This is a genomic window from Bradyrhizobium sp. ISRA464, from assembly GCF_029910095.1.
Classification (GTDB): domain Bacteria; phylum Pseudomonadota; class Alphaproteobacteria; order Rhizobiales; family Xanthobacteraceae; genus Bradyrhizobium.
In genome coordinates this window covers 1834620-1860157 of sequence record NZ_CP094526.1, presented here as the reverse complement: position 1 = coordinate 1860157, position 25538 = coordinate 1834620, and the positions used below count along the sequence as shown (strand labels likewise).

Genomic DNA, 25538 nt, shown 5'->3' with positions numbered 1-25538 from the left:
GCGCGAAGCGCGCCGGCGAAAGGCAGCTTCCTGATGGCCGCCTACGGTCTCTACACGCATATCGCATCGAACAAGTTTCGTTCGCTGCTGCTGCTTGGCGGCCTGTTCCTGTTGATCTACGTGCTGGTCTATGCCGGCGCGCTGGTCGGCGAGGTGGTGATCGATAGCGGCCGCTCGGTCGACTATTACCTGACACGGGCCGCGCACGACCTGGTGTCCGCGTTCCCCTGGGCCACGATCGCGGCCGCGACCTGGATCGTGATCGCATATTTCTTCCACCAGGACATGATCGATGCCGTCACCGGCGGCGAACAGGTGACGCGGCAGCAGCAGCCGCGTCTCTACAATCTGCTGGAGAACCTCTGCATCTCGCGCGGCATCCGGATGCCGAAGCTGAAGGTGATGGACAGTCCGGCGCTGAACGCGTTCGCGACCGGGTTGAACCCGCGGCAATACGCCGTCACCGTCACCACGGGCCTGCTGAAGACGCTCAACGACCAGGAGATCGAGGCCGTGCTCGGCCACGAGCTCACCCACATCAGGAACGGCGACGTGCAGCTAATGGTGGTCGCCGTCATCATCGCCGGTGTGGTGGGCTTCTTCGGCGAGCTCTTCTTCCGCATCTTCACAAATCTGTCGTGGAACTCGACCGGCGGCGGCTGGTCGTCGTCCTCGTCATCCTCCTCGTCTTCATCGTCCTCCTCGTCGGATCGCGACGGCAAGGGCTCGCGCGGCGGCGCGATCGTCGTGATCATCATCGCGATCGTGCTGATCCTGCTGTCCTGGCTGCTGTCGCAGGTCGTGAAGCTGGCGCTGTCTCGGTCGCGCGAATTCCTGGCCGATGCCGGCTCGGTCGAACTGACGAAAAATCCCGATGCGATGATCTCGGCGCTGCGCAAGATCGAGAACCGCGGCGAGCTGCCGGGTGCGACGTCGGCGGTGATGGAACTCTGCGTCGACAATCCGCGCGAGGGCTTCGCCGACCTGTTCGCGACCCACCCGTCGATACAATCCCGGGTCGATGCGCTGGTGAAATATGCGGGCGGCCGCGATCCGGGGCCGCTGGCCCTGCCCCAGGACAATCCGGACGATGCCGGCACACCGGCCGAGCAGCCGGACACCACCGCCGATCAGCCACCGCACCGCGGCCCCTGGGGCGAGGCCACAACGCCCGATGGTACGCCGTCGCCGCTGCCAGCCCCCGGCCCAGCGCAAGATGCGCCTCGGGGCCCTTGAGGCCGACACGTCTAAAGTCCGGCACAGCCCTCTCATTCCATTAAGGAAATCCCCACCAAACCAAATGTGGGCTCGTTAAGGAATTGAATTCTCCCTCGATTCTGCCATGTTCGCGCCCAAAGCAGGCGTGGGGACTTGCCGATCGCCCTCGCGATCGGGAGCGCGCTTTTAAGGGACTTCCATGGCAAAGCCGGTTGTGATCGTGGTGGGCGCTGACAAGGGCGGGGTCGGCAAGACTACCGTTTCGCGGACGCTCCTGGACTATTTCAGCGCCAACAATGTGCAGACCCGGGCGTTCGACACCGAATCGCCGCGGGGAACGTTGAGGCGCTTCCATCCTGACATCACCGAGATCGTCGACATGACGACGACCGCGGACCAGATGAAGATCTTCGATACGCTGAGCTCGGGCCCCTCGGTGACCGTGATCGACGTCCGCGCCGGACTGCTCTCGCCCGCCTTGGCCTCGCTGCGCGACATCGGTTTCCTCGACGCGGCACGGTCCGGCCAGATCACCTTCGCCGTGTTCCATATACTGGGCCCGTCGATCGCCTCGCTCGATGAGATCGCCGAGACCGCCAACTTCATGACCGGCGCGAAGTACTTCCTGGTGAAGAACTTCATCAACGACACCCAGTTCTTCCAGTGGGACCAGTCGACCTACAACTCCTACTTCCACCGCATCAAGGATGCGACCGACCTCACGATCCCCAAGCTCAACGAAATGGCCTATGAGCAGGTCGAGGTCGCCTCCGTCCCGTTCCTGAAGTTCGTCGCCAATAAGCTCATCAACGACGACGCCGCGAACTACTCCTTCGTGCTGCGCGGCTATGTGCGGCACTGGCTGGCCAACGTCTGGAGCGAGTACGACCGGATCAAGCTGACCGATCTGGTCGGCGCCAAGTCGGCCACCCGCGGCGAAAAATAGTCGCGCTCGGGGCGGCGATGGGGCTGGATTAGGCGAAAATTTGGTCTGATATAGCGGGCGATGTCATCCACGCCCGTCTACATCATCTGCTCACCCCGCCCGCAGGTCGGCAAGACGCTGATCGCGCGGTTGTTGAGCGAATTTCTGCTGCTGAAGAACGGCGACGTGATCTCCTTCGACATCAATCTGAAGGAGCCGTCGCTGGTCGACTATCTGCCGCGGATCACGGAAACCGCCGACGTGATCGATACCTATGGCAAGATGCAGCTGATGGACCGCGTCATCATCAATGATGGCATCGCCAAGGTGATCGACCTCGGCTACCACGCCTTCGACGAATTCTTCAAAATGTGCGACGAGATCGGGCTGATGAAGGAGGCGCTGCGCCGCCGCGTCGCGCCGGTGATCCTGTTCGTCGCCGACATCGACCGCGTCTCGGCGCGCGCCTACGACACGCTGTACCGGCTGATCCCACCGAATGCGCTCGTCGTGATCGACAACGAGTTCGTGATGCGCGGCGAGTTGCCGCCGGCGATGTCCCGCAGCCGCGTGCTTCGCTGCCGCGCGCTGCCGGTATTCCTCAAGACCTATATCGACCGGCTGAACTTCTCCTTCACGGGATATCTGCGCCACGAGAAGGATTCATCGACCGAGCTGCATCAATGGATCCGCCGGAACTACACCATGTTCCGCGATCTCGAATTGAGCGTGCTGCTGCAGAGATCGTGATCGTCGTCCCGGCCAAGCGAAACGCGAGCCGGGCCCCATAACCACCGCTGCGTATCGAGCGAGGGCTGGGGCCACAGCTTGCTTCGGAACTGGCATTCGTGGTTATGGATCCCTGCTTTCGCCGGGACGACGCATGGAGGGCGGTGGCGTTCAATGCCCCTCGAACGCCATCAGCGTGCGCACCGGAACGTCCATCGCCCGCAGCTTGGCGGCGCCGCCGAGATCGGGCAGATCGATGATGAAGCAGGCGGCGACGACATTGGCACCGATCTGGCGCAGCAGCTTCACCGCGCCCTCCGCGGTGCCGCCGGTCGCGATGAGATCGTCGACCAGGATCACGCGCTCGCCGGGCTGCACGGCGTCGGCATGCATCTCCATCTCGTCGATGCCGTATTCGAGCGAATACGCTATCCGCACGGTGGTGTGCGGCAGCTTGCCCTTCTTGCGGATCGGCACGAAACCGGCCGAGAGCTGGTGCGCCACCGCGCCGCCGAGGATGAAGCCGCGCGCCTCGATGCCTGCGACCTTGTCGACCTTCGAGCCCGCCCAGGGATGCACCAGTTGGTCGACCGCCCGCCGGAACGCCTGGGCATCCGCCAGCAATGTCGTGATGTCGCGGAACAGGATGCCCTTCTTCGGGTAATCCGGGATGGTGCGAACGGTCGACTTGATGTCCTGGTCAAAGGTCATTGGTGTCTCAACCCCTACTCTGTCGCCCCGTCATTGCGAGGAGCGAAGCGACGAAGCAATCCACTTTTGTCTCGGTGCGGCGAAATGGATTGCTTCGCTTCGCTCGCAATGACGGTGCCGTCAGTTCGCATCCAGCCGGAATGCATTCTCCACGATGCGCAGCCCCACCTCGCCGCCGAGCGACATCAGTGATTCCGGATGGAACTGCACGCCGGCGACCGGCAGGGTCTTGTGCTCGATCACCATCGCGACGCCGTCTTCAGTGGTCGCGGTCACCGTCAGCACGTCGGGCACGCTGTCGCGCTCGACGAAGAGCGAGTGGTAGCGGCCGATCACGATCTCATTGGGCAGGTTCCGCATCAACCGCCCGCCACGCACCTGGACGCGCGAGGGACGGCCATGCGCAGGCTGCCCGAGCTGACCGAGCTGGCCGCCGAAATATTCGCCGATCGCCTGCACGCCGAGGCAGACGCCGAAGATCGGCAGCTTCTTCTCCAGCGCCGTGCCGATGGTTTTCGAGATGCCGAAATCCTCCGGACGCCCGGGCCCGGGGGACAGCACCAGGAGGTCCCAACCCTTCTGCTTCAGCATATCCTGGGCATGAATGTGCCTGACCACGGTGACATTGGCGCCGACCTGGCGGAAGTAATCCGCCAGCATGTGCACGAAGCTGTCGTCGTGGTCGATCAAGAGCACGTTCTTGCCCGAGCCGGTGGCGTCGGGCGCGAAGTCCGACAGCGGTTTCGGCGGATCGCCGCGCAGCGCCTGGAACAGCGCCGCCGCCTTGACCTGGCATTCGCGGTCCTCGGCGGCGGGATCGGAATCGAACAGGCAGGTCGCGCCGACACGTACTTCCGCCAAGCCATCCTTCATGCGGATGGTGCGGATGGTGAGGCCAGTGTTGATGCTGCCGTCGAAATTCACGCAGCCGATCGCGCCGGCATACCAGCGCCGCGGCGAGCGCTCATGGTCCTCGACGAACTGCATCGCCCACAATTTCGGCGCGCCGGTAACCGTCACCGCCCAAGCGTGGGTGAGGAAGGCATCGAGCGAGTCGAAGCCCTGCCGCAGCATGCCCTCGACGTGATCGACGGTGTGGAACAGCTTTGAGTAGGTCTCGATCTGACGCCGCGCCAGCACCTTGATGGTGCCGGGCACGCAGACGCGCGCCTTGTCGTTGCGGTCGACGTCGGTGCACATGTTGAGCTCGAACTCGTCCTTTTCCGAGTTCAGAAGCTTGCGGATCTGCTCGGCATCGCCGATCGAGTCCGAACCACGCGCGATGGTGCCCGAGATCGGGCAGGTCTCGACGCGGCGGCCGTCGGAGCGCACGAACATCTCCGGTGAGGCGGAGACGAGGAATTCGCCCTCGCCGAGGTTCATCAGCGCACCATAGGGCGACGGGTTGATGCGGCAGAGCCGCTGGAACACTTCCGCCGGCGAGCGCTCACAAGGCTCGGCGAACAGCTGGCCGGGCACGGCCTCGAACAGGTCGCCGCGGGCGAAGGCTGCGCGCGCGACCTCGACGGTTGCCTGGTATTCGCCCGGGGCGTGATCGGCAAAGCCTTGGCGCGGCGTCCTGGCGTAAACGCTCGCCCCTGTGTCGTGCGACAGGCCTGCGGTGGATTTTCCCTTCCAGGCGAACTCGTAAGTGAGCGCCACGCCGCGGCCGGTGGCGCGGTCATAGGCGAGCAGGCGGTCCGGCACATAGAGCACGATGTCGCGCTGGTCGGCCTCGCGGGCGCGCTTCTGCACGAGGTCCTCGACCTGGAACACGAGGTCGTAGGCGAAGGCGCCGAACAGGCCGAGCAGCGGATCGGCATTGGAGGCAAACGCCGCCACCATGTCGCGCACCAGCGACATCACGCTGGCGCGGCGGGTGCGCTGATCCTCCTCGACCGGCGCGGCGCCGCGGATGATGTGGCCCGACAGCTTCGTCGCGCTGCGCTCCGAGATCACGACGCAGGGCTCGCGCAGCACGTCGCCGAGGAAGGCGATCAGCACCTCGCCGCGCGGATTGAGCGCAGAAAGAGAGAAATCGGTGCCCGATGTCTCCAGCGCCAGCGGCGGATCGGCAAAGCCGAGGTCGAAGCTCTCGTAGCGGCCCGGCACCGTGGTACCCGAGGACAGCACCACGCCGCGGCGGCGGTCCAAGAGCGCGATCAGGTCGTCGAGGCGATTGGCGCCGCCGGTGAACTGCTCGACCACCCGCGCGACCGCAAGGCCGCCATTGGTGAGGTACTCGCTCTTGGCCGGCAGGGAGAAGACTGTCCTGTTCATGTGATCCTCTTACGAGACTTGCCGAGAGAGCGCCACACAGGACAAACGAAGGGACCGTCGCACTGCGATGGCGACCTTCGACGTTTCTGAGAAATGAAATCGCACCGGCCACCTATGAGAAGGTGGGCCACCAACGACGGGATGGACTGGCAACGGTGCTCATGGACCGTTACTCACCACCCGGCGCGGGCCGTGTCAAGGGATGGCCGCAACCCTGCCCCCTCCGGCCGTGCCGTTTCGGGGTTTGAAAGGACGGAAATCCGCGTAGGATTTGCCGAAATGGCGGCCGATCGACCGCCCAAAAACAGACAATGGCGGAGACGTACATGGCGATCTTGGGTCTCGGATATGCCGGCTTCGGCTCCGACGCGCTCGACGACTGGCGGCAGTTCGGCACTGGCCTGGTCGGGCTGCAGGCGATCGAGCGCGGCAATTCGCTGCTCGCCTTCCGGATGGATGATCGCAAGCAACGCATCGTGATCGACCGCGCGCTAGCCGAAGGCACAAGGTTCTTCGGCTGGGAGGTGGCGGATGCCGCTGCGCTCGATGGGCTGGCGGCGCGGCTGGAGCGGGCGGGCGTTGCGGTGACCGCCGAGCCGCAATCGCTGGCCGACACGCGGCGCGTCCGCGGCCTGATCTCGTTCCACGACCCGGCCGGCAACCGCCTCGAAGCGTTTCATGGCGCCGAGATCGACGACACACCGTTCAAGCCGGGACGATCGATCTCCGGCTTCCGCACCGGGCCGCTCGGCCTCGGCCACGCCGTGCTGACGGTCGAGCACATCGCTCCCGTCATGGCCTTCTATGTCGACGTGCTCGGCTTCGGCCTCAGCGACTACATCGAGACGCCGTTCCGCGCCTATTTCTTCCACGTCAATCCACGCCACCACTCTCTGGCGCTGATCGAGACAGGCACCAACGGCATGCATCACCTGATGATGGAGCTGTTCTCGCTCGACGATGTCGGCCAAGCCTACGACATCGCGCAGAAGGAAGACCGCGTCAACGTCACGCTCGGGCGCCACACCAACGATCTGATGACGTCGTTCTACGCCAGGTCGCCGTCGTCCTTCATGGTCGAGTGCGGCTGGGGCGGCCGCGAGATCGATCCGGCAAACTGGACGCCGGTCGAGATGCATGACGGCCCGAGCCTGTGGGGCCATGAGCGGGTCTGGCTGTCGCCGGAGGACCGCGCGGTGGCGCGCGAGATGCGCATGCGCGCCGCCGCCGAGGGTCGCCGCGCCCCGGTTCAGGTGATGGAAGGCAATTTCAAGCTGATGTCGGGCACCTGCCCGTGGTGGGACGGGGTGAAAGACGCATAGCAAACTGCGTCATCCCGGCGAAAGCCTGGAGCCATAACCACTGGGCGCAGTTATCGGGCGGGATGGCTGCCAGTGTGCCTATTGCCACGGCCGCGGCGTATGGGTCCCGGCCTTCGCCGGGACGACATCGCGCTTGTATCTCGCGCTCCGGCCAAAATATTGCGCAAGCGCGTGGCCAGGATCGAGCGTGGCGTAATCCGGGACCACCTTCTCCGCGGGGATACTGCCCCGGATTTCGCTGCGCTCCATCCGGGCTACAAATTTATCCCAAATGCTTCCTGAAGAAATCGGTGGCGCGGCCCCAGGCGAGCTCGGCGGCGTGGCGGTCGTGCACGGATTGGCGCTGCTCGTTGACGAAGGCGTGCTCGGCATCATAGCGGAACAGCTCGAGTGACTTGCCGGCGGCCTTCATCGCCTTCTCGAAATTGCTGACCAGCTCCGGCGTGCACCAGTCGTCCTTGTTAGCGAAATGCGCCTGCAGCGGGATCCTGACGTCGGCGGGCTTGGCGGCCTGCTCCGGCGGAATGCCGTAGAACACGACGCCTGCGGTCAGTTCCGGCACATGCACCGCGCCGATGATGGTCACCGCGCCGCCGAGACAGAAGCCGGTCAACCCGACCTTGGCGCCGTTCTTGGCGAGATACTGCGCGGCGCCGCGCACCGTCTGCGTGGTGGCATCCATGAAGTCGAGCGAGTTCATCTCTTTGCCGGCCGCGTCGGTGTCGTGATAGGGCACCACCTTGCCCTTGTAGAGATCGGGCGCCAGCGCATCGAAGCCGGCCGCCGCGAAGCGGTCGCACAGGCCCTTGATCTGATCCGACAGGCCCCACCATTCCTGGATCACGACCACGCCCGGGGCGTTGCCGCGCGCGGCGTTGGCGAGATAGCCCGATGCGTCCTTGCCGTCCGGGCGCTTGAAGCTGATGCTGGTACCCATGAGTTCCTCCGCAATGTTTGCCGGCCGATTGGCCGGCATTTTGTCCGCACTCGGCAAGGGACGCAATCGCCCTGCGGCAAGCTCGCACACTCGTCATCGCGCCTGCAGACCGAGGCGGTTTCGTCGCGCGGCAAAGCCGCCCCCTGTCATATCCCGGTCACGCGACAAATAAAAAAGCCCCCGCAGGGGCTTTTTCAATGTCGTGACAGCAGCCGCGCGTCAGTGCGCGTTGGCCCAGACCCGCTTCTTGGTGAAGTACATCAGGAAGGCGAAGATGATCAGGAACACGAAGACCTGCATGCCGATCCGCTTGCGCTCTTCCATGTGCGGCTCGGCGGCCCACATCAGGAAGGTCGTGACGTCGTGGGCGTACTGCGCGACCGTCGCCGGCGAGCCGTCGTCGAAGGTCACCTGACCGTCGGAGAGCGGCTTCGGCATCTTGATCGCGTGGCCGGGGAAGTACTTGTTGTAGTACGAGCCCTCCGGGATCGTGACGCCAGCCGGCGGCTTGTCCTCGAAGCCCTGCAGGATCGCCGAGACGTAGTCGGGTCCCTGCTCCTGGTACTGGGTGAAGAAGTCGATGATGAACTGCGGGAAGCCGCGGTCATAGGAGCGCGCCTTCGCGATCAGCGACAGATCCGGCGGAGCTGCGCCGCCATTGGCCGCGCGTGCAGCCTGCTCGTTCGGGAACGGCGACGGGAAGTAGTCCGCCGGGCGGCCCGGACGCTCGAACATCTCGCCCTGGTCGTTCGGACCGTCCTTGATCTTGTACTCGGACGCGAGCGCAGCCACCTGCGCCGCCGAGTAGCCGGGGCCACCGGGATCGGCGAGGTTGCGGAACGCCACATAGGACAGCGCGTGACAGGCCGAGCAGACTTCCTTGTAGACCTTCAGGCCACGCTGCAGCGAACCGCGGTCAAACTTGCCGAAAGGGCCGGAGAACGACCACTTCTGGGCCGGGGGCGCCTCATCGCCCTCGGCCTTGGCGTACTGGGTGCTGCCGGCAAACACGCCGCCTGCGACCACCAGCGCGAGCGCGACGGACGCCACGGTCGCGGCCTTGCCCCGGCTCTTCGACAGTACGTCATCGGCGATCGAGTTCGGCAGCGGGCGCGGCGTCTCGATCCGGGCGAGCAGCGGCAGCACGATCAGGAAGTACGCGAAATAGCAAGCCGTCAGGACGCGGCCGGCGACCACATAGATACCTTCCGGCGGCTTTGAGCCGAGATAGCCGAGCCCGATGCAGACCACCACGAAGATCCAGAAGAACTGCTTGGCTAGCGGACGGTACTTCGACGAACGGGTCCGCGCGCTGTCGAGCCAGGGCAGGAAGCACAGAATGATGATCGCCGAAAACATCACGACGACGCCGGCGAGCTTGTTCGGAATGCTGCGCAGCATCGCGTAGAACGGCAGGTAGTACCACTCCGGCACGATATGCGCCGGCGTCACGCCGGGATTGGCAGGGATATAGTTGTCCGCCTCCATCAGATAGTTCGGCATGTAGAAGATGAACCAGGCGAAGAAGATCATGAAGCAGGACACGCCGAACAGGTCCTTGATCGTCGCATACGGCGTGAACGCAACGGTGTCCTTCTCGGTCTTGGCCTCGACGCCGGCCGGATTGTTCTGGCCCGCGACATGCAGCGCCCAGATATGCAGCACGACCACGCCGGCGATCACGAACGGCAACAGGTAGTGCAGCGAGAAGAAGCGATTCAGCGTCGGGTTGCCGACCGAATAGCCGCCCCACAGCAGCGTCACGATGCTCTCGCCGACATAGGGAATCGCCGAGAACAGGTTGGTGATGACGGTGGCGCCCCAGAAGCTCATCTGGCCCCACGGCAACGCATAGCCCAGGAAACCTGTTGCCATCATCAGCAGGTAGATGATGACGCCGAGGATCCACAGCACCTCGCGCGGCTCCTTGTATGACCCGTAATAGATGCCGCGGAACATGTGGATGTAGACTGCGAAGAAGAACATCGACGCGCCGCTGGCGTGGATGTACCGCAGCAACCAACCGTAATTGACGTCGCGCATGATCAGTTCGACCGACCTAAAGGCGAGATCGGCGCTCGGCGTGTAGTGCATCGCCAGGATCACGCCAGTGATGATCTGCACCGCCAGCATCATCGAAAGGATGGCGCCGAAGGTCCACCAGTAGTTCAGGTTGCGCGGCGTCGGATAGGCCACGAAGGACGAGTGGACCAGGCCCATAATCGGAAGGCGCCGTTCGATCCACTTCAAGGCGGGGTTGGTCGGTTGATAATCGGATGGTCCGCTCATTGATGCGATCCTGAGAAGAAAAACGACGCGATGGGTCCAAGTTAAGGCCGAAGCCCGGAAGGGTCCGGGACTTAGCCGATCTGGATTTTAGTGTCGGAAACGAACGTATAGGGCGGCACCGCCAGGTTGGCGGGCGCCGGCCCCTGCCGGATGCGGCCGGAGGAATCGTACTGCGAACCGTGGCACGGGCAGAAGAAGCCGTCGTAATTGCCCTCATGAGCGATCGGGATACAACCAAGATGCGTGCAGATGCCGATCACCACCAACCACTGATCGTGGCCGGCCTTGACGCGCGCCGAGTCCGGCTGCGGGTCGGGCAGGCTCGAGAGCGCCACGCTCTGGGCTTCCTCGATCTGCTTCTTGGTGCGATGGCTGATGTAGATCGGCTTGCCGCGCCAGAAGACCTTGATGTCCTGGCCCTCGGCGATCGGCGTCAGGTCGACCTCGATCGGCGCACCGGCCGCGATCGTGGCGGCGTCCGGGTTCATCTGGGTCACCAGCGGCCAGACGGTAGCGACTGTGCCGACCGCGGCGGCCGCTCCGGTTGCAACAAAAAGGAAATCACGGCGTGTCGGATGGTCCGCCGAAGACGCTGTCGTCACGTTTCCAAGCCCTTTCATATCCGCAGCCGGTGGAACCGCCCCGGAGACGCGGAACGCGCCCAGGAAAGGCTGCCGGCGCCCGCGGCCCCCGCGGCGGCAGAAAACCGCCCTTCCGCACCCCAAACGGCGGAACAGCAGTCCAGAATCGTTCTATTGGCACCCTTGCCGGACGAGCGCAAGCCCGCTATCGGCTCGCAAGCGTGCAATGCACGAAATCCGCGCCAAGCGATGTTTTATTAAGACAATTTCATCCGGACTTCACAGGTCGCCAGCATCATGCAGATCGCGCTGTTCCAGCCCGATATCCCCCAGAATACAGGAACGATTCTGCGCCTCTGCGCCTGCCTGGACGTGGCTGCCCATATCATCGAACCGGCGGGCTTCGATACGTCGGATCGGCATTTCCGCCGGGCGGGCATGGACTATCTCGACCATGTCAGGTTGATGCGCCACGACTCATGGTCAAAATTCGAGGAATGGCGTACCGAGGCAGGGTGTCGGCTGATCCTGTTCACGACCAAGGCGGCGAAATCCTACCTTGATTTCCAGTATACCGCCTCCGATGTCCTGCTCTTCGGGCGCGAGACGGCAGGGGTCACCGACGCAGTGGTGGCCGCCGCGGATGCGCGGCTGGTGATTCCGATCAAGCCGAGTTTGCGCTCGCTCAATGTGGCGGTCACGGCGGCTATGGCACTCGGTGAGGCGCTGCGCCAGACCGGCTCGGCAACTTAAGGGATTTTCGGTGAGCTACGCAGTCAAGGAGATCTTTCTGACCCTGCAGGGCGAAGGCGCCCATGCGGGCCGGGCCTCCGTGTTCTGCCGCTTCGCCGGCTGCAATCTCTGGAGCGGCCGCGAGCAGGACCGCGCCGGCGCGGTCTGCCGATTCTGCGACACCGATTTTGTCGGCACCGACGGCACCCTGGGTGGCCGCTATGCGACCGCGGAAGAGCTCGCGGACACCATTGCCGCGCAATGGACCGGAGGGGACGCCGACCGCTATGTGGTGCTGACCGGCGGGGAGCCGCTGCTGCAGGTCGATACGCCCCTGATCGAGGCCCTGCACGGGCGCGGCTTCGCGATCGCGATCGAGACCAACGGCACCATCGCGCCACCCGATGGGCTCGACTGGATCTGCGTGAGCCCAAAGGCCGCGACTGACCTCGTGGTGCGCAAGGGACATGAGCTCAAGCTGGTCTATCCGCAGCCGGAAAACAGCCCGGAGGATTTCGCGGGCCTCTCCTTCGAGCGCTTCTCGCTGCAGCCGATGGACGGCCCCGACGTGATCGAGAACACCGCGCGTGCGATCGAGTACTGCCTGAAGCACCCGCAATGGCGGCTGAGCGTGCAGACGCACAAGACGCTTGGCATCAGATGAACTGGAATCTGACAGAACTGGATTGTTGAGAGAGATGTGGGAATTGACGAAAACGTTCCGCTTCGAGGCTGCGCATGCGCTGTCCGGAACGACCTTTGGCGCCGGCAGCGAGGAGATTCACGGCCACTCCTTTCGCGCCGAAGTCACCGTGCGCGGCACGCCGGATCCGAAGACCGGGATGGTGGTCGACCTCGGCCTGCTCGAACGCAGCATGGCCGAGGTGCAGAAGACGCTCGACCATAAGTTCCTCAACAAGATCGAGGCGATCGGGTTGCCGACGCTGGAGAACCTGTCGCGCTTCATTTGGGAGCGGTTGCAGCATGCCGGAAAGCTGACGCGCGTCAGCGTCCACCGCGACAGCTGCGGCGAGAGCTGCACCTATTACGGCCCGCAGGACTAGCCATGCGGCCGACAGACCCCGCCATCATCGAGGATCGCAAGGCGCGCGCGCGGCGCTGGTTCGAGGCGTTGCGCAACGACATCTGCGCGGCCTTCGAGCGGCTCGAGGATGACGCCCCCTCGGCGCTCTATCCCGGCAGCGCGGGCCGGTTCGTGCGCACGCCCTGGGACCGCACCGATCACACCGGCAAGCCCGGCGGCGGCGGCGTGATGTCGGTCATGAAGGGGCGGCTGTTCGAGAAGGTCGGCGTGCACTGCTCGACGGTGCATGGCGAATTCGCCCCCGAATTCCGCGCGCAGATTCCCGGCGCCGCCGACGATCCGCGCTTCTGGGCGTCCGGCATTTCGCTGATCGCGCATTTACGCAATCCCAACGTGCCCGCCGTGCACATGAACACCCGCTTCGTCGTCACCACCAAGGCCTGGTTCGGCGGCGGCGCCGACCTGACGCCGGTGCTGAACCGGCGACGCACCCAGGACGACCCCGACACGATCGCCTTCCACGCCGCGATGAAGGAGGCCTGCTCCGGTCCGAACGGCGTCGCCGACTACGACAAGTACAAGAAGTGGTGCGATGAATACTTCTACCTGCCGCATCGCAAGGAAGCCCGCGGCATCGGCGGCATCTTCTACGACTGGCACGACAGCGGCGACTGGGAGGCTGATCTCGTCTTCACCCAGGACGTCGGGCGCAGCTTCCTGAAGATCTATCCCGAACTGGTGCGGCGCAATTTCCAGCAGGCCTGGACCGCCGAGGATCGCGAGGAGCAATTGATCCGCCGCGGGCGCTATGTCGAATTCAACCTGCTCTACGACCGCGGCACCATCTTCGGCCTGAAGACCGGCGGCAACGTGGATTCGATCCTGTCGTCGCTGCCGCCGGAGGTGAAATGGCCGTAAGGAGCCTGCCGCGTGCGATGCTGATCGACATGGATGACACCATCCTGTCGGCCTATGGTCGCCCTGAGATCGCCTGGAACAAGATCGCCACCGAATTCGCCGATGAGCTGGCTCCCCTGCCCCCGGGCCAGGTCGCGACTGCGCTGCTGGCTTCCGCACGGCAATTCTGGTCGAAGGCGGAGCCGATCTGGCGGATCAGGCTCGGCGAGGCGCGACGGCTGACGGTGAAGGGCGGTTTCGCGGCGCTCGCGGCGGCCGGACACCGCGCGCTGCCGGACGATCTCGCCGACCGCATCGCCGATCGCTTCACCACGCTTCGCGAGGAGGAGATGTTCGTCTTCCCCGGCGCACACGAGGCGATCGATGCGCTGAAGGCGCTCGGCATCAAGCTCGCGCTGGTCACCAATGGCGCCGCCGACATGCAGCGCGCCAAGGTCGAGCGCTTTGCGCTCGGCCACCGCTTCGATCACATCCAGATCGAGGGCGAGCACGGCTTCGGCAAGCCGGAGGAGCGCGCCTATCTGCACGCGATGGAGGCGCTCGGCGTCACTGCCCCTGACACCTGGATGGTCGGCGACAATCTGGAGTGGGAGGTCGTGGCGCCGCAACGGCTCGGCATCTATGCGATCTGGATGGACGTGCATGGCGAGGGCCTGCCGTCGGGATCGACGGTCAAGCCCGACCGCATCATCCGCTCGCTGACCGAACTGGTGCCGGTCGCGCGCAAATAGCGCTTCGCTGGTTGTTCTTCACACCAAATCCACTGCGCTTTGCGTCGGCCGTGATCGGACTGTCATGACCGATCGATAGCCTGCCGTCCGCGTCATCAAGCGCGGAGGGAAATCATGGAACTGAAACCAGGCGATGTCGTCATGCTGAAATCCGGCGGCCATCCGTTGACGGTGGTTGAAGTCGAGGATGACAAGGTCGAGTGCCTCTGGATGGGGACGGACGGCGATCTGTTTCGCGAAACGCTGCCGCTCGTCGCGCTCGAATCGGCCGCACTCGATCCGGAAGACGACGAAGACGAGGATGACGAGGACGAGGAAGAGGACGACGAAGAAGACGACGACGAGGACGAAGACGACGACGGCCGCAAGAAGAAGCGCAAGGCTGCCTAGCACATCTGCTCTGCGCGCGATGCTGCCTGGCGCCCCGCCGGCAGCATCGTCTCGCCGGGCGTTCAGAGCGCGCGCAGCGCTGAGACAATCATCACCATTCCGCCGATGATCACCGCGACATCGCGCTGACCGCGTTGGTCATGTCGGCAAAGCCGGAGAGCAAGTTCACAGCCGGTGGTCACGGGTAAAACGGGAAACGGCCTGGTCGGCGATGCCAGACAGCACTTGCGGATCCAGCGGGAAATCCGCGGCAAGCCAGGCATCCTCGGCCAAGGTCAGGACATGCCCCAGCGCCGGTCCTTCGGCGATTCCGCGTGCGATGAAATCCGACGCCCGCAACGGAAAGTGAGGCGCGCGCCAGCGCTGCGGCAGCGTCGCAAGCGCGCGCCACTGCTCGACATTTCGGCCCGCGCCGGTTCGCGCCCAGGCGAGCAGCAGCCGGTCGCGATAGGGCTGCTCGTCGAGCCGATACAGCCGGCGCTTTGCATGCGCCTCGTCCATGCCGGGCAACCGCCACCAGCGATGGCCCATCGAGTCCAGCGCCTTGGCCTCGGCATTGGAGAGCCGCAGCCTGCTTGCGATGCGCCGCGCATCCTCGGTGACGGCGACCGTCAGCGCAGCGAGCCGGCGTACCGCGCTTGGCGCGAGACCCATCAGCTTCTCGATCTCGATCATCGCCACGAACGGCCCGGTATAGGCGACGCCGCCGAACAGCGGCAGCAGCAGACCGCCGTCCGCCATCGCGACGACCGCGGCGGCGGCACCGTCCGCGACCACGAGCTTGAGCATTTCCATGCGGATGCGCTCGGCCGAGAGACCGGCAAGTCCGGCGCGCCCGCCGATGCAGGCGAGATAGCCGGCGCGGTCGACCTCGCCGGCGCCATAGGCAGCGTGGAAGCGGAAGAAGCGCAGGATGCGCAAATAGTCCTCCGCGATCCGTTGCGCGGGATCGCCGATGAAGCGCACGCGCCTCGCCTCGATGTCGGCGAGCCCGCCGACGTGATCGTGTACGACGCCTTCGGCATCGACCGACAGGCCGTTGATGGTGAAGTCGCGCCGCTCGGCATCCCGCACCCAGTCGCGGCCGAACGCCACCTTCGCCTTGCGGCCATAGGTTTCGGTGTCCTCGCGCAGCGTCGTCACCTCGAAAGGATGACCCTCGACGACCAGCGTGACAGTGCCGTGCTCGATGCCGGTCGGCACGCTCTTGATACCGGCCTGCTTGGCGCGGCGGACCACTTCGTTCGGCAGTGCGGTGGTGGCGATGTCAATGTCGCCGAGCGGAATCCGCATCAGTGCGTTGCGGACGGCGCCGCCGATCACGCGCGCCTCCTCGCCGTCGGCATTGAGCAGGCCGAGCACGCGCGCCGCCGGACCGGAGGCGAGCCATGGCGCGTCGGACAACAGGCGCACCTCGCTCATTTGTCAACTCCGGTCTCAACTCCGGGCACCAGCCTGCCGTTCTCGATATGGGCAGGCACGTAGGTCGAGTTCGGCGGCGCGCCGGTATACTCCGCGAGCAGGACGAAGCTCACGATGACCAGCAGCAGCGCCGCCAGCGTCAGCTTCGCCAGCATGTCGAGCGGCCACGACGCCGGCAGCGCCACGCCGGCGCGCGTCGCGATCAGGAAGCTGGCATAGACCGCGAACGGGATCAGGAAGATTCCGACCTCGGTCAACACCGTGCGGATCATGACAGGTAAATCCGCTCATACAGCACGCGCAGGATACCCGCGGTCGCGCCCCAGATATAGCGCTCGGCGAACGGCATCGCGTAATAGGATCGATCCATGCCGCGGAATTCCTTGGTGTGGATCTGATGATTCTCGGGATTCATCAGGAAGGCGAGCGGCACCTCGAAGGCATCGACGACCTCGGCCTCGTTGATGTCAAGCGCGAACCCGGGCCGCACCTTGGCGACCGTCGGCAGGATGCGGAAGCCGAACGCGGTGCCGTAGAGGTCGAGATAGCCGACCGGGTCGATGAAGTCGCGCTTGAGCCCGACCTCCTCGCAGGCCTCGCGCAGCGCGGTATCGAGCGGCGAGGCGTCGGTGGCGTCGATCTTGCCGCCGGGAAACGAAATCTGGCCGGCGTGGCTCGACAGATTGGGCGAGCGCTGCGTCAGCAGCACTGTGGGCTCGGGACGATCGACCACTGGAATCAGCACGGCGGCCGGCCGCACCGGCTGCTCCTTCGCGACGATCTCGAGCATGCGATCGTTGCCGGAATCCCCGGTGCGCGGAATGATCCGAGGATCGATCAGGCCCGGCGGCACGTCGAAATTGAGCCGCGCGCGAGCCCGCGCAAAGAATTCCGTCGAACTGATCGTCGCCGGCCCCGCCTTCAGCAACGGCTCGTTCAAAGTGCGTCCCTCACCTGCTTCGCATCCGCCATCGCGAAGAACTCGCCCCCGGACTCGACGCCGAACATTTGACGACCATCGATCATCCGCTCCTCGCCCATGTCAACCAGATCGTAATAGAGCGCGCGGGTGACCTTGGCCCAGAGATCGGCGCGGACATGCAGATAGGGCGTCAGCCCGCCATCCTCGGCGACCTCGAAACGCAGGCCATGGCCCTTCTCACAATCGACCCAATCATCGACATTGGTGCGGAACCTGAGCAGGCGGCCGCGGTTGTCTTCCTGCTTTTGCATTTCGACCGCGAGGAACGGCGCATCGTCGACGCGAATGCCGACTTTCTCCACAGGTGTCACGAGAAAGTGCTTGCCGTCCTCGCGTTTCAGGATTGTGGAGAACAGCCGCACCAGCGCCGGACGGCCGATCGGCGTTCCCATGTAAAACCAGGTGCCGTCACCGGCGATTCGCATGTCGAGATCGCCGCAGAATGGAGGATTCCACAGATGCACCGGGGGCAGTCCCTTGCGCCCGGTCTGACCCGATGTCGCAGCTTGATTGGCCGCAGCGGTGAGGCCTTCGAGACCCTTGCTTTCGAGGCCCGTGGTTTCACGGCCCTGCTCGGTCTGCCCTTGCTTCGCCATTGTTTGCCTTAAGGTTTCCTACCTTCAATCTGGCACGATTGGTGCACATGTCTTGATGCACATATCTTGAGATGTGATCGGGATGCCATTCTCGCCACATCGTGATGCCGTTCATACCCTGAAATACCGATAAGGTGGGGATAGTTTAATTCAACGAATACATGGCCTTCGTGCAGGTTTAGCATGAGGGCCATGACATGACGACGCGGGAAGCGCGCATCGTCAAGAAGGAGCGGACAGAATGGCTGGTGCAGATAGCGTCGAGAAACTGGAGGATGTGATCGTCCGTTCGGCCGAACAGGTCGCCGGCCAGATCCGCGCCGCCAAGGAAGCGGTTTCCACCGTCATTTTCGGCCAGGATCGGGTGATCGAAAACACGCTGGTGACGATTCTGTCCGGCGGCCATGCGTTGCTGATCGGCGTGCCCGGCCTTGCGAAGACCAAGCTGGTCGAGACGCTCGGCATCACGCTCGGGCTCGACGCCAAGCGCATCCAGTTCACGCCCGACCTGATGCCGTCGGACATTCTCGGCGCCGAGGTGCTGGACGAGAGTTCGACCGGCAAGCGCTCGTTCCGTTTCATCTCCGGTCCGGTGTTCGCGCAGCTGCTGATGGCCGACGAGATCAACCGCGCCAGCCCACGCACCCAGTCGGCGCTGCTGCAAGCCATGCAGGAGCAGCACATCACCGTTGCCGGCGCACGGCATGACCTGCCGAAGCCGTTCCATGTGCTCGCGACGCAGAACCCGCTGGAGCAGGAAGGCACCTATCCACTGCCCGAGGCGCAGCTCGACCGCTTCCTGATGGAGATCGATGTCGACTATCCCGATCGCGACGCTGAGCGACGCATCCTGTTCGAGACCACCGGCGCCGACGAGACCGCCGCCAAGCCGTCGATGGACGCGGAAGCGCTGATCACCGCACAGCGGCTGGTGCGCCGCTTGCCGGTCGGCGATTCCGTGGTCGAGGCGATCCTGTCGCTGGTTCGCGCCGCACGCCCCGGCCCCGAGGGCGGCGAAGCCGGCAAGCTGATCGCCTGGGGACCGGGTCCCCGCGCCAGCCAGGCACTGATGCTGGCGGTCCGCGCTCGCGCGCTGCTCGACGGGCGGCTCGCGCCATCGATCGACGACGTGCTTGATCTCGCGGAACCCGTGCTCAAGCATCGTATGGCGCTCACCTTCTCGGCGCGCGCCGAGGGCCGCACCATTCCTGATGTGATCAGGCAATTGAAGACGCGGATCGGTTGATGGCGGCGGAGAACAGGCACCTGAACGAGGAGAAACTGGCGGTCCGACGTGCAGATGGCGAAAGCCGAACGCTCGCCGCATCGCTGCCGCGCCTGGTGCTTGAGGCCCGCCGCATCGCCGCCAACGTGATCCACGGCCTGCACGGCCGCCGCCGCGCCGGCGCGGGCGAAAGCTTCTGGCAGTACCGCCGCTTCGTCTCGGGCGAGCCGTCGCAGCGCGTCGACTGGCGACGCTCGGGCCGCGACGACCATCTCTATGTCCGCGAGCAGGAATGGGAAGCCGCGCACACCGTGTGGATCTGGCCCGATCGCTCGCCCTCGATGGTCTTTGCCTCACGCGGTGCTCGCGACAGCAAGCTTGAGCGCGGCCTGATCGTCGCCTTCGCGCTGGCCGAGCTGCTGGTCGCCGGCGGCGAGCGCGTCGGCATTCCCGGCCTGATGAACCCAACCGCGAGCCGTGCCGTGCTCGACAAGATGGCGGAGGCGATGCTGCACGACGACAAGACGCGCGCGAGCCTGCCGCCCTCCTTCGTGCCGTCGTCGCTCGCCGAGATCGTGGTGCTATCGGATTTCTGGTCGCCGCTGCAGGAGATCAAGACGATGCTGGCCGGGCTCGCCTCGTCCGGCGCGCATGGCAGCCTGATCCAGGTCGTCGATCCCGCGGAAGAGACCTTCCCCTATTCCGGCCGGGTCGAATTCGTCGAGCCCGAAGGCGGCGGCGTCATCACCGCGGGCCGCGCCGAAAGCTGGACGACCGATTATGTCGCGCGCGTCGCCTTGCATCGCGACCAGATCCGCGCTGAGACCAACCGGCTCGACTGGCTGTTCTCGACCCACACCACCAGTCGCTCCGCGGCCGAGTTGCTGCTGTTCCTGCACGCCGGCATGATGGCGAGCAAGAGCGGCGGGCGCTCGATCGTCAAGGCGGGACGAAGCGCATGATCGCGGGTCTGCCCCTCTCCTTCGCCGAACCGCTGCTGCTGCTGGGGCTGGTCAGCCTGCCGGTGCTGTGGTGGCTGCTGCGCGTGATGCCGCCGCGGCCACGGCGCGTCGAATTCCCGCCGACGCGGCTGTTGTTCGACATCACGCCGAGGGAGGAGACGCCGTCGCGCACGCCATGGTGGCTGACGCTGCTCAGGCTTGCCGCCGCCACGCTCGTCATCCTCGCCGCCGCCGGTCCGATCTGGAATCCGCAAACCGGCATTGCCGCGAGCAAATCGCCGCTCGTCATCCTGCTCGACGACGGCTGGAGCGCCGCCTCGAGCTGGGATGCCCGCATCAAGGCCGCCGACGAGCTGATCGCCGATGCCGAGAGCGACCGCCGCGGCGTCGCGCTGGTGCCGCTGTCGGAGCCCGCGCGGGACATTACGCTGATGCCGGCCGGCACCGCGCGCGTCGCGCTGCGCCAGCTCGCGCCAAAGCCCTACTCGATCGACCGGGTCGACACGCTTGCAACGCTCGGACGCTTCCTCAAGGCGACCGGCGATTGCGACATCGCCTGGCTGTCCGACGGCGTCGATACCGGTCGCGGCACCGAATTCGCCGAAGGCCTCGGCAAGGTGATCGAGGGCCGCAACCTGACGATCTTCGAGGGCGGCGCGCCGCCCGCGCACGCGCTGGTCGCGGCCGAGAACGCCGCCGCCAAGATGACGGTCAAGGTATTGCGCACCGACGGTGGGATCGCGAGCGGCACCGTGCGCGCGCTCGACGCCAAGAGCTCGCCGATTGGCGAGGCCCACTACACGTTCGCCGCGCAGGAACGCGAGACCGAAGCCTCGTTCGATCTTCCGGTGGAGCTGCGCAACGACATCGCCCGGCTCGAGATCGCCGGCGAACGATCGGCCGGCGCGGTCCAGCTGCTCGACAAGCGCTGGCGCCGCCGCGCGATCGGCGTGGTCTCGGGATCGAGCACGGATACCTCGCAGCCGCTGCTCGCCTCGACCTTCTATCTCTCCCGTGCGCTGCAGCCGTTCGCCGATGTGCGGTTGGGAGATCGCGGCGCGCCGCAGCAGGTGATCGCGCAATTCCTCGATCAGCGGCTGCCGATGATCGTGATGGCCGATGTCGGCACGCTGTCGCCCGAGATCCGCGACCGGCTCAACGCCTGGATCGAGCAAGGCGGCGTGCTGGTCCGCTTCGCAGGCCCGCGCCTCGCGCAGGCCGACGACGACCTCGTCCCCGTGAAGCTGCGTCGCGGCGGCCGCACCCTCGGCGGCAGCCTGACCTGGGAGAAGCCGCAGCATATGGCTTCGTTCGCCGCCGACGGCCCGTTCGCGGGATTGAGCGTGCCCAAGGATGTCACCGTGAGCCGCCAGGTGCTGGCGGAGCCTGACGCCGTGCTGGCAACCAAGAGCTGGGCGTCGCTTGAGGACGGCACGCCGCTCGTCACCGGCGAGCATCGCGGCAAGGGCGTGATCAGCCTGTTCCACGTCGGCGCCGACATGCGCTGGTCGGACTTGCCGATGTCCGGCACCTTCGTCGAGATGCTGCGGCGGCTGGTCGACATGTCCGGCTACACCTCGAAGCCCGGCCCCGGCGTCGCGGCCGATCCCAAGGCCGAGACGGTGGCGCCGCTGCGGACGCTCGACGGCTTCGGCGCGTTCGGCCCGCCGCCCTCGAGCGCCAAGCCGATCTCGGCAGACTATCACGATCGCGCCACGGCGGATCATCCGCCCGGCCTCTACGGCCCGGCCGACGGTCCGGTCGCCATCAACACGCTTGCCTCGTCCGACCGCATCGCGCCGCTCGATACCTCGAGCCTGCACGCGCGGCGCGCGAGCTATACCAACACCGAGCCGCGCGATCTGCGAGGCATCATGCTGTCGTCGGCACTCGCGCTGTTCCTGATCGATGCGATCGTGGTGGCGATGCTCGGTGCCGGACTTGCCGCAGTGCTGCGGCGGCGTGCGGCACCCGTCGTGCTTGCGTTCGCCTTCATGCTCGTCGCCCTGGCGCCCTCGGCGACGCGCGCCGAGAACGGTGACGACTTCGCCATCAAGGCGACGTCGCAGACCAGGCTCGCCTATGTCGTGACGGGCAATGCCGACGTCGATTCCATCGTCAAGGCCGGGATGTCCGGTCTGACGCTGTTCCTGGCGCAGCGCACCGCGCTGGAAGCCGGCGATCCCGTGGGCGTGGACCCGGCCCGCGACGAGCTCGCGTTCTTCCCGCTGATCTACTGGCCGATCGTGCCGGGCGCGCCGAAGCCGCCGCAGGACGCCATCAACAAGATCGACGCCTACATGAAGCAGGGCGGCACGGTCGTGTTCGACACCCGCGACGCCATCGAGGCGGGGCCGGGCGACAATGGCGCATCACAGACGCCGGGCATGCAGACGCTGCGCGAATTGCTGTCCACGCTCGACGTCCCCGAGCTCGAGCCGGTGCCGCGCGATCACGTGATGACCAAGACGTTCTACCTGCTGCGCGATTTCCCCGGCCGCTTCAACACCGGTCAAACCTGGGTCGAGGCGCTGCCGCGCGGGGACGACGACGAAGCCGCGCAGCGGCCGGCGCGCGGCGGCGACGGCGTCTCGCCGATCATCATCACCTCGAACGATCTCGCTGGCGCCTGGGCGATCCGGCCCGACGGCCAGCCGATGCTGCCGTTGACGCCGGGCGAGCCGCGCCAGCGCGAATTCGCCTTCCGCGCCGGCGTCAACATCGTGATGTACACGCTGACCGGCAACTACAAGGCCGATCAGGTGCACGCACCTGCCCTCATCGAGCGGCTGGGACAATAATATGAACTACGGTATTGCGTTCACACCGCTGGTTCCTTCGCTCGTGCTGTGGCTCGCGCTCGGCGCGATCGTCGTGATCGCAGCGCTGTTGCTCTTGTCGCGCGCGCGCGGCACCGCGGTGCGCGTCGGCGCGCTGGCGCTGATCCTGCTCGCGCTGGCGAATCCCTCGTTCACGCGCGAAGACCGCGAGCCGCTGTCCTCGGTGGCCGTCGTGGTGGTCGACAAGAGCCCGAGCCAGAACTTCGGCACGCGCAACCAGGAGACCGAGAAGGCCAGGGAAGCGCTGGTCGACAGCCTCAAGCAGATCAAGGGGCTCGAAGTCCGCGTCGTCGAGGCCGGCCAGGCCGACGGCGAGACCGACGGCACCAAGCTGTTCGGCGCGCTGTCGTCGGCGCTCTCGGACGTCCCGGTCGAGCGCGTCGCCGGCGCGTTCATGATCACCGACGGGCGCGTGCATGACATTCCCGCCAATGCACAGGCGCTTGGTTTCCAGGCCCCGGTGCATGCGCTGGTCACCGGCCGCAAGGACGAGCGCGACCGCCGTATCGCGATCACGGCAGCGCCGCGTTTCGGCATCGTCGGCCAGAGCCAGACCATCACCTTCCGGCTCGACGATCAGGGCGTCACCGGCGAGCGCGCCAAGGTCACGGTCCGCCGCGACGGCGAGGTGATCAGCGAGCGCACGATGACCAGCGGCCAGACCGCCAGCGTCGACGTCGACATCAAGCACGCCGGTCAAAACATCGTCGAGATCGAGGCCTCGCCGCTCGAGAACGAGCTGACGCCGGTCAACAACCGCGCCGTGGTCTCGATCGACGGCGTGCGCGACAAGCTGCGCGTGCTGCTGGTCTCGGGCGAGCCGCATTCCGGCGAACGCACCTGGCGCAACCTGCTGAAATCCGACCCCAGCGTCGATCTCGTGCACTTCACGATTCTGCGCCCGCCGGAGAAGCAGGACGGCACGCCGATCAACGAGCTGTCGCTGATCGCGTTTCCGACCCGCGAGCTGTTCCAGCAGAAGATCAACGAATTCCAGCTGATCATCTTCGACCGCTACGCCCGCCAGGGCGTGCTCCCGATCGCCTATTTCGACAACATCGCACGCTATGTCCGCGCCGGCGGCGCGGTGCTGGTGGCGGCCGGGCCCGACTACGCCTCGACCACCAGCATCTGGCGCACGCCGCTCGACTCGGTGCTGCCGGCCGAGCCGGTCGGCGTGAGCGAGAAGCCATTCTACGCGCATTTGAGCGATGCCGGGAAACGTCATCCGGTGACGCGCGGCTTGGAGGGCTCGGCCTTCGAGCCGCCGCATTGGAGCCGGTTCTTCCGCAGCGTCGACGCCCGCAACGCGGTCAATCCGCCGGTCATGACCGGCGCCGACGGCAAGCCGCTGCTGCTGCTGTCGCACTTCGGCGAGGGCCGCGTCGCGCTGCTGCTCTCCGACCATATCTGGCTGTGGGCTCGCGGCTACGAAGGCGGCGGCCCGCATCTGGATCTGTTGCGGCGGGTGTCGCACTGGCTGATGAAGCAACCCGACCTCGACGAAGAGGCGCTGCGCATGCAGGTGCACGGCAAGGACCTCACGGTGGTGCGCCAGACCATGGCCGACACCGTCTCGCCTGTCACCGTGACGTCGCCGAGCGGCACCACGCACGAGCTGACGCTGACCGCCGGCGATCCCGGCGAGTGGCGCGCGACGCTGCCGGCCAACGAGCTCGGCCTGTGGCAGGCGACCGATGGCACATTGAAAGCGCTGATCAATGTCGGACCGACCAATCCGAAGGAGTTTTCGGAAGTCACCTCGACCACGGACACGCTGAAACCGCTGGCGCAGGCGACCGGCGGCGACGCCCGGCGCATTGCCGACGGATCGAGCCTCAACATGCCGCGCATCGTACCGGTGCACGGCTCCTCGATCTTCCGCGGCGACGGCTGGCTCGGCGTCAAGATGCGAGATGCGAGCGTGGTCAAGGGCGTCGGCGTTTTGCCGATGTTCGCCGGGGTGGTCGGCCTGTTGCTGCTGCTCGGCGCCTTTGCAGCCACCTGGCTGCGCGAAGGACGCTGATCGGGTTCGACGGACACGTTGCGTCAATCCCACAAGGACGGCCGATCGAACGCAGATTGCCTCGACGGCGGTTGACATCGCGATGGCCATCCGATGTTATAATGTAACACTGGGCGGCACGGGGTCATGGTCATGATGCCGTCCCGAGGGCGGGCATCAATCGGATGAAGTGGTTCCGGAGACACATCAGAACTGGCTCGCGGCTGGCGTTGTTTGCGCTTGCCGTCCAGTTCGTGCTGTCGTTCGGTCATTTCCATCCCATCGCAGCTGCGAACGCGGCTCCGGCTGTCCAGACCGGCCTGTCGAAGCTCGACTTCGCCTATATCGGCACCTCTGCGACGCCGGATCTCGCAATTCAGGTCGTCCACAAGCAGCCGCCGGCCGATCAGGACAAGAACCGGCATCCCGCTGACAATTGCGCGATCTGCGCCGTCATCTCGATGGCCGGCAACCTGCTGGTCGCGGGCCCTCCGGTGCTGCTGCTGCCGGAAGCGGTGGAGTTTCTCCGCCGCACCACCGATGCCGAATTCCTCCACCTCAAGTCGGCCCCCACGGCGTTCCGTTCCCGCGCACCTCCGCTCTCCTGACATCGATTGCTGTCTGTGCCTCTGAGATCGGGCCGCGTTGAGTGGCGGGGTCTCGGAGAAATCGTTCAATCGGTCCGTCGCAAATGACGG

General features: G+C 65.7%; 24 protein-coding genes. 15 read left to right on the top strand and 9 right to left on the bottom strand.

The window, feature by feature from the left end; translation table 11 throughout:
- The first annotated feature begins 33 nt into the window (after positions 1–33).
- The 3 genes from MTX19_RS08725 to MTX19_RS08715 all read left to right on the top strand — a co-directional run bounded on the left by MTX19_RS08725 (position 34) and on the right by MTX19_RS08715 (position 2893).
- Entirely contained in the window at positions 34–1236 is a 1203-nt protein-coding gene (locus tag MTX19_RS08725; protein WP_280983272.1) for a M48 family metalloprotease, read from the top strand.
- Between the two features lie 181 nt (positions 1237–1417).
- A complete protein-coding gene (locus tag MTX19_RS08720; protein WP_280983271.1) occupies positions 1418–2164 on the top strand; it encodes a hypothetical protein in 747 nt (248 codons plus the stop codon).
- Between the two features lie 60 nt (positions 2165–2224).
- Positions 2225–2893 carry a hypothetical protein gene (locus MTX19_RS08715; protein WP_280983270.1) on the top strand — a complete coding sequence of 223 codons (669 nt, stop codon included), beginning with the start codon at positions 2225–2227 and terminating at the stop codon, positions 2891–2893.
- A 150-nt stretch (positions 2894–3043) separates the two neighbouring features.
- Here MTX19_RS08715 and MTX19_RS08710 read toward each other — a convergent pair whose 3' ends face one another.
- Both MTX19_RS08710 and MTX19_RS08705 read right to left on the bottom strand, forming a co-directional pair.
- Complete coding sequence (locus tag MTX19_RS08710) at positions 3044–3583, bottom strand: adenine phosphoribosyltransferase (protein WP_280976061.1); 540 nt, start codon at positions 3581–3583, stop codon at positions 3044–3046.
- 120 nt (positions 3584–3703) lie between these two features.
- Entirely contained in the window at positions 3704–5863 is a 2160-nt protein-coding gene (locus tag MTX19_RS08705; protein WP_280983269.1) for an anthranilate synthase component I, read from the bottom strand.
- Positions 5864–6189: 326 nt separating this feature from the next.
- Between MTX19_RS08705 and MTX19_RS08700 the strand changes: the two genes are divergently transcribed.
- Positions 6190–7185: a VOC family protein gene (locus tag MTX19_RS08700; protein ID WP_280983268.1), complete on the top strand. Its 996-nt coding sequence runs from the start codon at positions 6190–6192 to the stop codon at positions 7183–7185.
- A 262-nt stretch (positions 7186–7447) separates the two neighbouring features.
- Here the strand turns inward: MTX19_RS08700 and MTX19_RS08695 are convergent, their stop codons facing one another.
- The 3 genes from MTX19_RS08695 to petA all read right to left on the bottom strand — a co-directional run bounded on the left by MTX19_RS08695 (position 7448) and on the right by petA (position 11013).
- On the bottom strand, positions 7448–8122 hold the full coding sequence (locus MTX19_RS08695) for a dienelactone hydrolase family protein (RefSeq protein WP_280983266.1): 675 nt from the start codon (positions 8120–8122) through the stop codon (positions 7448–7450).
- 219 nt (positions 8123–8341) lie between these two features.
- Positions 8342–10411 (bottom strand): cytochrome c1, encoded by a 2070-nt coding sequence (locus MTX19_RS08690; RefSeq protein WP_280983265.1) that lies wholly within the window; start codon positions 10409–10411, stop codon positions 8342–8344.
- A gap of 71 nt (positions 10412–10482) precedes the next feature.
- Positions 10483–11013, bottom strand: a complete 531-nt coding sequence (gene petA, locus MTX19_RS08685) for a ubiquinol-cytochrome c reductase iron-sulfur subunit (RefSeq protein ID WP_280976056.1) — start codon at positions 11011–11013, stop codon at positions 10483–10485.
- 276 nt (positions 11014–11289) lie between these two features.
- Here petA and MTX19_RS08680 point away from each other — a divergent pair, with 276 nt between their 5' ends.
- From MTX19_RS08680 to MTX19_RS08655, 6 genes are all read left to right on the top strand, one after another.
- Positions 11290–11745 carry a tRNA (cytidine(34)-2'-O)-methyltransferase gene (locus MTX19_RS08680; protein ID WP_280983264.1) on the top strand — a complete coding sequence of 152 codons (456 nt, stop codon included), beginning with the start codon at positions 11290–11292 and terminating at the stop codon, positions 11743–11745.
- 10 nt (positions 11746–11755) lie between these two features.
- Positions 11756–12388, top strand: coding sequence for a 7-carboxy-7-deazaguanine synthase (queE, locus tag MTX19_RS08675; RefSeq protein WP_280983263.1), 633 nt, complete (start codon positions 11756–11758; stop codon positions 12386–12388).
- 34 nt (positions 12389–12422) lie between these two features.
- Entirely contained in the window at positions 12423–12788 is a 366-nt protein-coding gene (locus tag MTX19_RS08670) for a 6-carboxytetrahydropterin synthase (RefSeq protein WP_280983262.1), read from the top strand.
- Between the two features lie 2 nt (positions 12789–12790).
- Positions 12791–13687, top strand: a complete 897-nt coding sequence (gene hemF, locus MTX19_RS08665) for an oxygen-dependent coproporphyrinogen oxidase (RefSeq protein ID WP_280985928.1) — start codon at positions 12791–12793, stop codon at positions 13685–13687.
- Positions 13678–14418 carry an HAD family hydrolase gene (locus MTX19_RS08660; protein ID WP_280983261.1) on the top strand — a complete coding sequence of 247 codons (741 nt, stop codon included), beginning with the start codon at positions 13678–13680 and terminating at the stop codon, positions 14416–14418. The genes hemF and MTX19_RS08660 overlap by 10 nt, the downstream gene beginning before the upstream one ends.
- A gap of 141 nt (positions 14419–14559) precedes the next feature.
- Positions 14560–14808 carry a DUF2158 domain-containing protein gene (locus MTX19_RS08655; protein WP_280983260.1) on the top strand — a complete coding sequence of 83 codons (249 nt, stop codon included), beginning with the start codon at positions 14560–14562 and terminating at the stop codon, positions 14806–14808.
- A gap of 165 nt (positions 14809–14973) precedes the next feature.
- On the opposite strand, the gene MTX19_RS08650 is transcribed toward MTX19_RS08655, so the two are convergent.
- The 4 genes from MTX19_RS08650 to MTX19_RS08635 are packed head-to-tail and all read right to left on the bottom strand — an operon-like array spanning position 14974 to position 17808.
- Positions 14974–16230 carry a CCA tRNA nucleotidyltransferase gene (locus MTX19_RS08650; RefSeq protein ID WP_280983259.1) on the bottom strand — a complete coding sequence of 419 codons (1257 nt, stop codon included), beginning with the start codon at positions 16228–16230 and terminating at the stop codon, positions 14974–14976.
- Positions 16227–16502, bottom strand: a complete 276-nt coding sequence (locus tag MTX19_RS08645) for a DUF6111 family protein (RefSeq protein WP_280976048.1) — start codon at positions 16500–16502, stop codon at positions 16227–16229. Before MTX19_RS08645 ends, MTX19_RS08650 begins: the two co-directional genes overlap by 4 nt.
- A complete protein-coding gene (locus MTX19_RS08640) occupies positions 16499–17170 on the bottom strand; it encodes a CoA pyrophosphatase (protein ID WP_280983258.1) in 672 nt (223 codons plus the stop codon). Before MTX19_RS08640 ends, MTX19_RS08645 begins: the two co-directional genes overlap by 4 nt.
- Positions 17167–17808, bottom strand: a complete 642-nt coding sequence (locus MTX19_RS08635) for a DUF1285 domain-containing protein (RefSeq protein WP_280983257.1) — start codon at positions 17806–17808, stop codon at positions 17167–17169. Before MTX19_RS08635 ends, MTX19_RS08640 begins: the two co-directional genes overlap by 4 nt.
- Before the next feature lie 241 nt (positions 17809–18049).
- On the opposite strand from MTX19_RS08635, the gene MTX19_RS08630 reads away from it, so the two are divergent.
- The 5 genes from MTX19_RS08630 (at position 18050) to MTX19_RS08610 (ending at position 25448) form a co-directional block, all read left to right on the top strand.
- Positions 18050–19054, top strand: coding sequence for a MoxR family ATPase (locus MTX19_RS08630; protein WP_280985927.1), 1005 nt, complete (start codon positions 18050–18052; stop codon positions 19052–19054).
- Positions 19054–19995, top strand: coding sequence for a DUF58 domain-containing protein (locus tag MTX19_RS08625; protein WP_280983256.1), 942 nt, complete (start codon positions 19054–19056; stop codon positions 19993–19995). Before MTX19_RS08630 ends, MTX19_RS08625 begins: the two co-directional genes overlap by 1 nt.
- A complete protein-coding gene (locus MTX19_RS08620) occupies positions 19995–22796 on the top strand; it encodes a DUF4159 domain-containing protein (RefSeq protein ID WP_280984733.1) in 2802 nt (933 codons plus the stop codon). Before MTX19_RS08625 ends, MTX19_RS08620 begins: the two co-directional genes overlap by 1 nt.
- A 1-nt stretch (position 22797) precedes the next feature.
- Complete coding sequence (locus MTX19_RS08615) at positions 22798–24861, top strand: hypothetical protein (protein ID WP_280983255.1); 2064 nt, start codon at positions 22798–22800, stop codon at positions 24859–24861.
- Between the two features lie 164 nt (positions 24862–25025).
- Complete coding sequence (locus MTX19_RS08610) at positions 25026–25448, top strand: DUF2946 domain-containing protein (RefSeq protein ID WP_280983254.1); 423 nt, start codon at positions 25026–25028, stop codon at positions 25446–25448.
- Positions 25449–25538: the final 90 nt, after the last annotated feature.

Excerpts from the sequence above, each read along its gene's own strand:
- MTX19_RS08660 (WP_280983261.1), top strand. The coding sequence starts at position 13,678 with ATGGCCGTAAGGAGCCTGCCGCGTGCGATGCTGATCGACATGGATGAC.
- MTX19_RS08695 (WP_280983266.1), bottom strand. The coding sequence starts at position 8,122 with ATGGGTACCAGCATCAGCTTCAAGCGCCCGGACGGCAAGGACGCATCG.
- MTX19_RS08720 (WP_280983271.1), top strand. The coding sequence starts at position 1,418 with ATGGCAAAGCCGGTTGTGATCGTGGTGGGCGCTGACAAGGGCGGGGTC.
- hemF (WP_280985928.1), top strand. The coding sequence starts at position 12,791 with ATGCGGCCGACAGACCCCGCCATCATCGAGGATCGCAAGGCGCGCGCG.
- MTX19_RS08625 (WP_280983256.1), top strand. The coding sequence starts at position 19,054 with ATGGCGGCGGAGAACAGGCACCTGAACGAGGAGAAACTGGCGGTCCGA.
- MTX19_RS08710 (WP_280976061.1), bottom strand. The coding sequence starts at position 3,583 with ATGACCTTTGACCAGGACATCAAGTCGACCGTTCGCACCATCCCGGAT.
- MTX19_RS08615 (WP_280983255.1), top strand. The coding sequence starts at position 22,798 with ATGAACTACGGTATTGCGTTCACACCGCTGGTTCCTTCGCTCGTGCTG.
- MTX19_RS08635 (WP_280983257.1), bottom strand. The coding sequence starts at position 17,808 with ATGGCGAAGCAAGGGCAGACCGAGCAGGGCCGTGAAACCACGGGCCTC.
- MTX19_RS08610 (WP_280983254.1), top strand. The coding sequence starts at position 25,026 with ATGAAGTGGTTCCGGAGACACATCAGAACTGGCTCGCGGCTGGCGTTG.
- MTX19_RS08705 (WP_280983269.1), bottom strand. The coding sequence starts at position 5,863 with ATGAACAGGACAGTCTTCTCCCTGCCGGCCAAGAGCGAGTACCTCACC.
- MTX19_RS08650 (WP_280983259.1), bottom strand. The coding sequence starts at position 16,230 with ATGAGCGAGGTGCGCCTGTTGTCCGACGCGCCATGGCTCGCCTCCGGT.
- MTX19_RS08680 (WP_280983264.1), top strand. The coding sequence starts at position 11,290 with ATGCAGATCGCGCTGTTCCAGCCCGATATCCCCCAGAATACAGGAACG.
- MTX19_RS08630 (WP_280985927.1), top strand. The coding sequence starts at position 18,050 with ATGGCTGGTGCAGATAGCGTCGAGAAACTGGAGGATGTGATCGTCCGT.
- MTX19_RS08700 (WP_280983268.1), top strand. The coding sequence starts at position 6,190 with ATGGCGATCTTGGGTCTCGGATATGCCGGCTTCGGCTCCGACGCGCTC.
- MTX19_RS08670 (WP_280983262.1), top strand. The coding sequence starts at position 12,423 with ATGTGGGAATTGACGAAAACGTTCCGCTTCGAGGCTGCGCATGCGCTG.
- MTX19_RS08645 (WP_280976048.1), bottom strand. The coding sequence starts at position 16,502 with ATGATCCGCACGGTGTTGACCGAGGTCGGAATCTTCCTGATCCCGTTC.
- MTX19_RS08715 (WP_280983270.1), top strand. The coding sequence starts at position 2,225 with ATGTCATCCACGCCCGTCTACATCATCTGCTCACCCCGCCCGCAGGTC.
- MTX19_RS08725 (WP_280983272.1), top strand. The coding sequence starts at position 34 with ATGGCCGCCTACGGTCTCTACACGCATATCGCATCGAACAAGTTTCGT.
- MTX19_RS08690 (WP_280983265.1), bottom strand. The coding sequence starts at position 10,411 with ATGAGCGGACCATCCGATTATCAACCGACCAACCCCGCCTTGAAGTGG.
- MTX19_RS08655 (WP_280983260.1), top strand. The coding sequence starts at position 14,560 with ATGCTGAAATCCGGCGGCCATCCGTTGACGGTGGTTGAAGTCGAGGAT.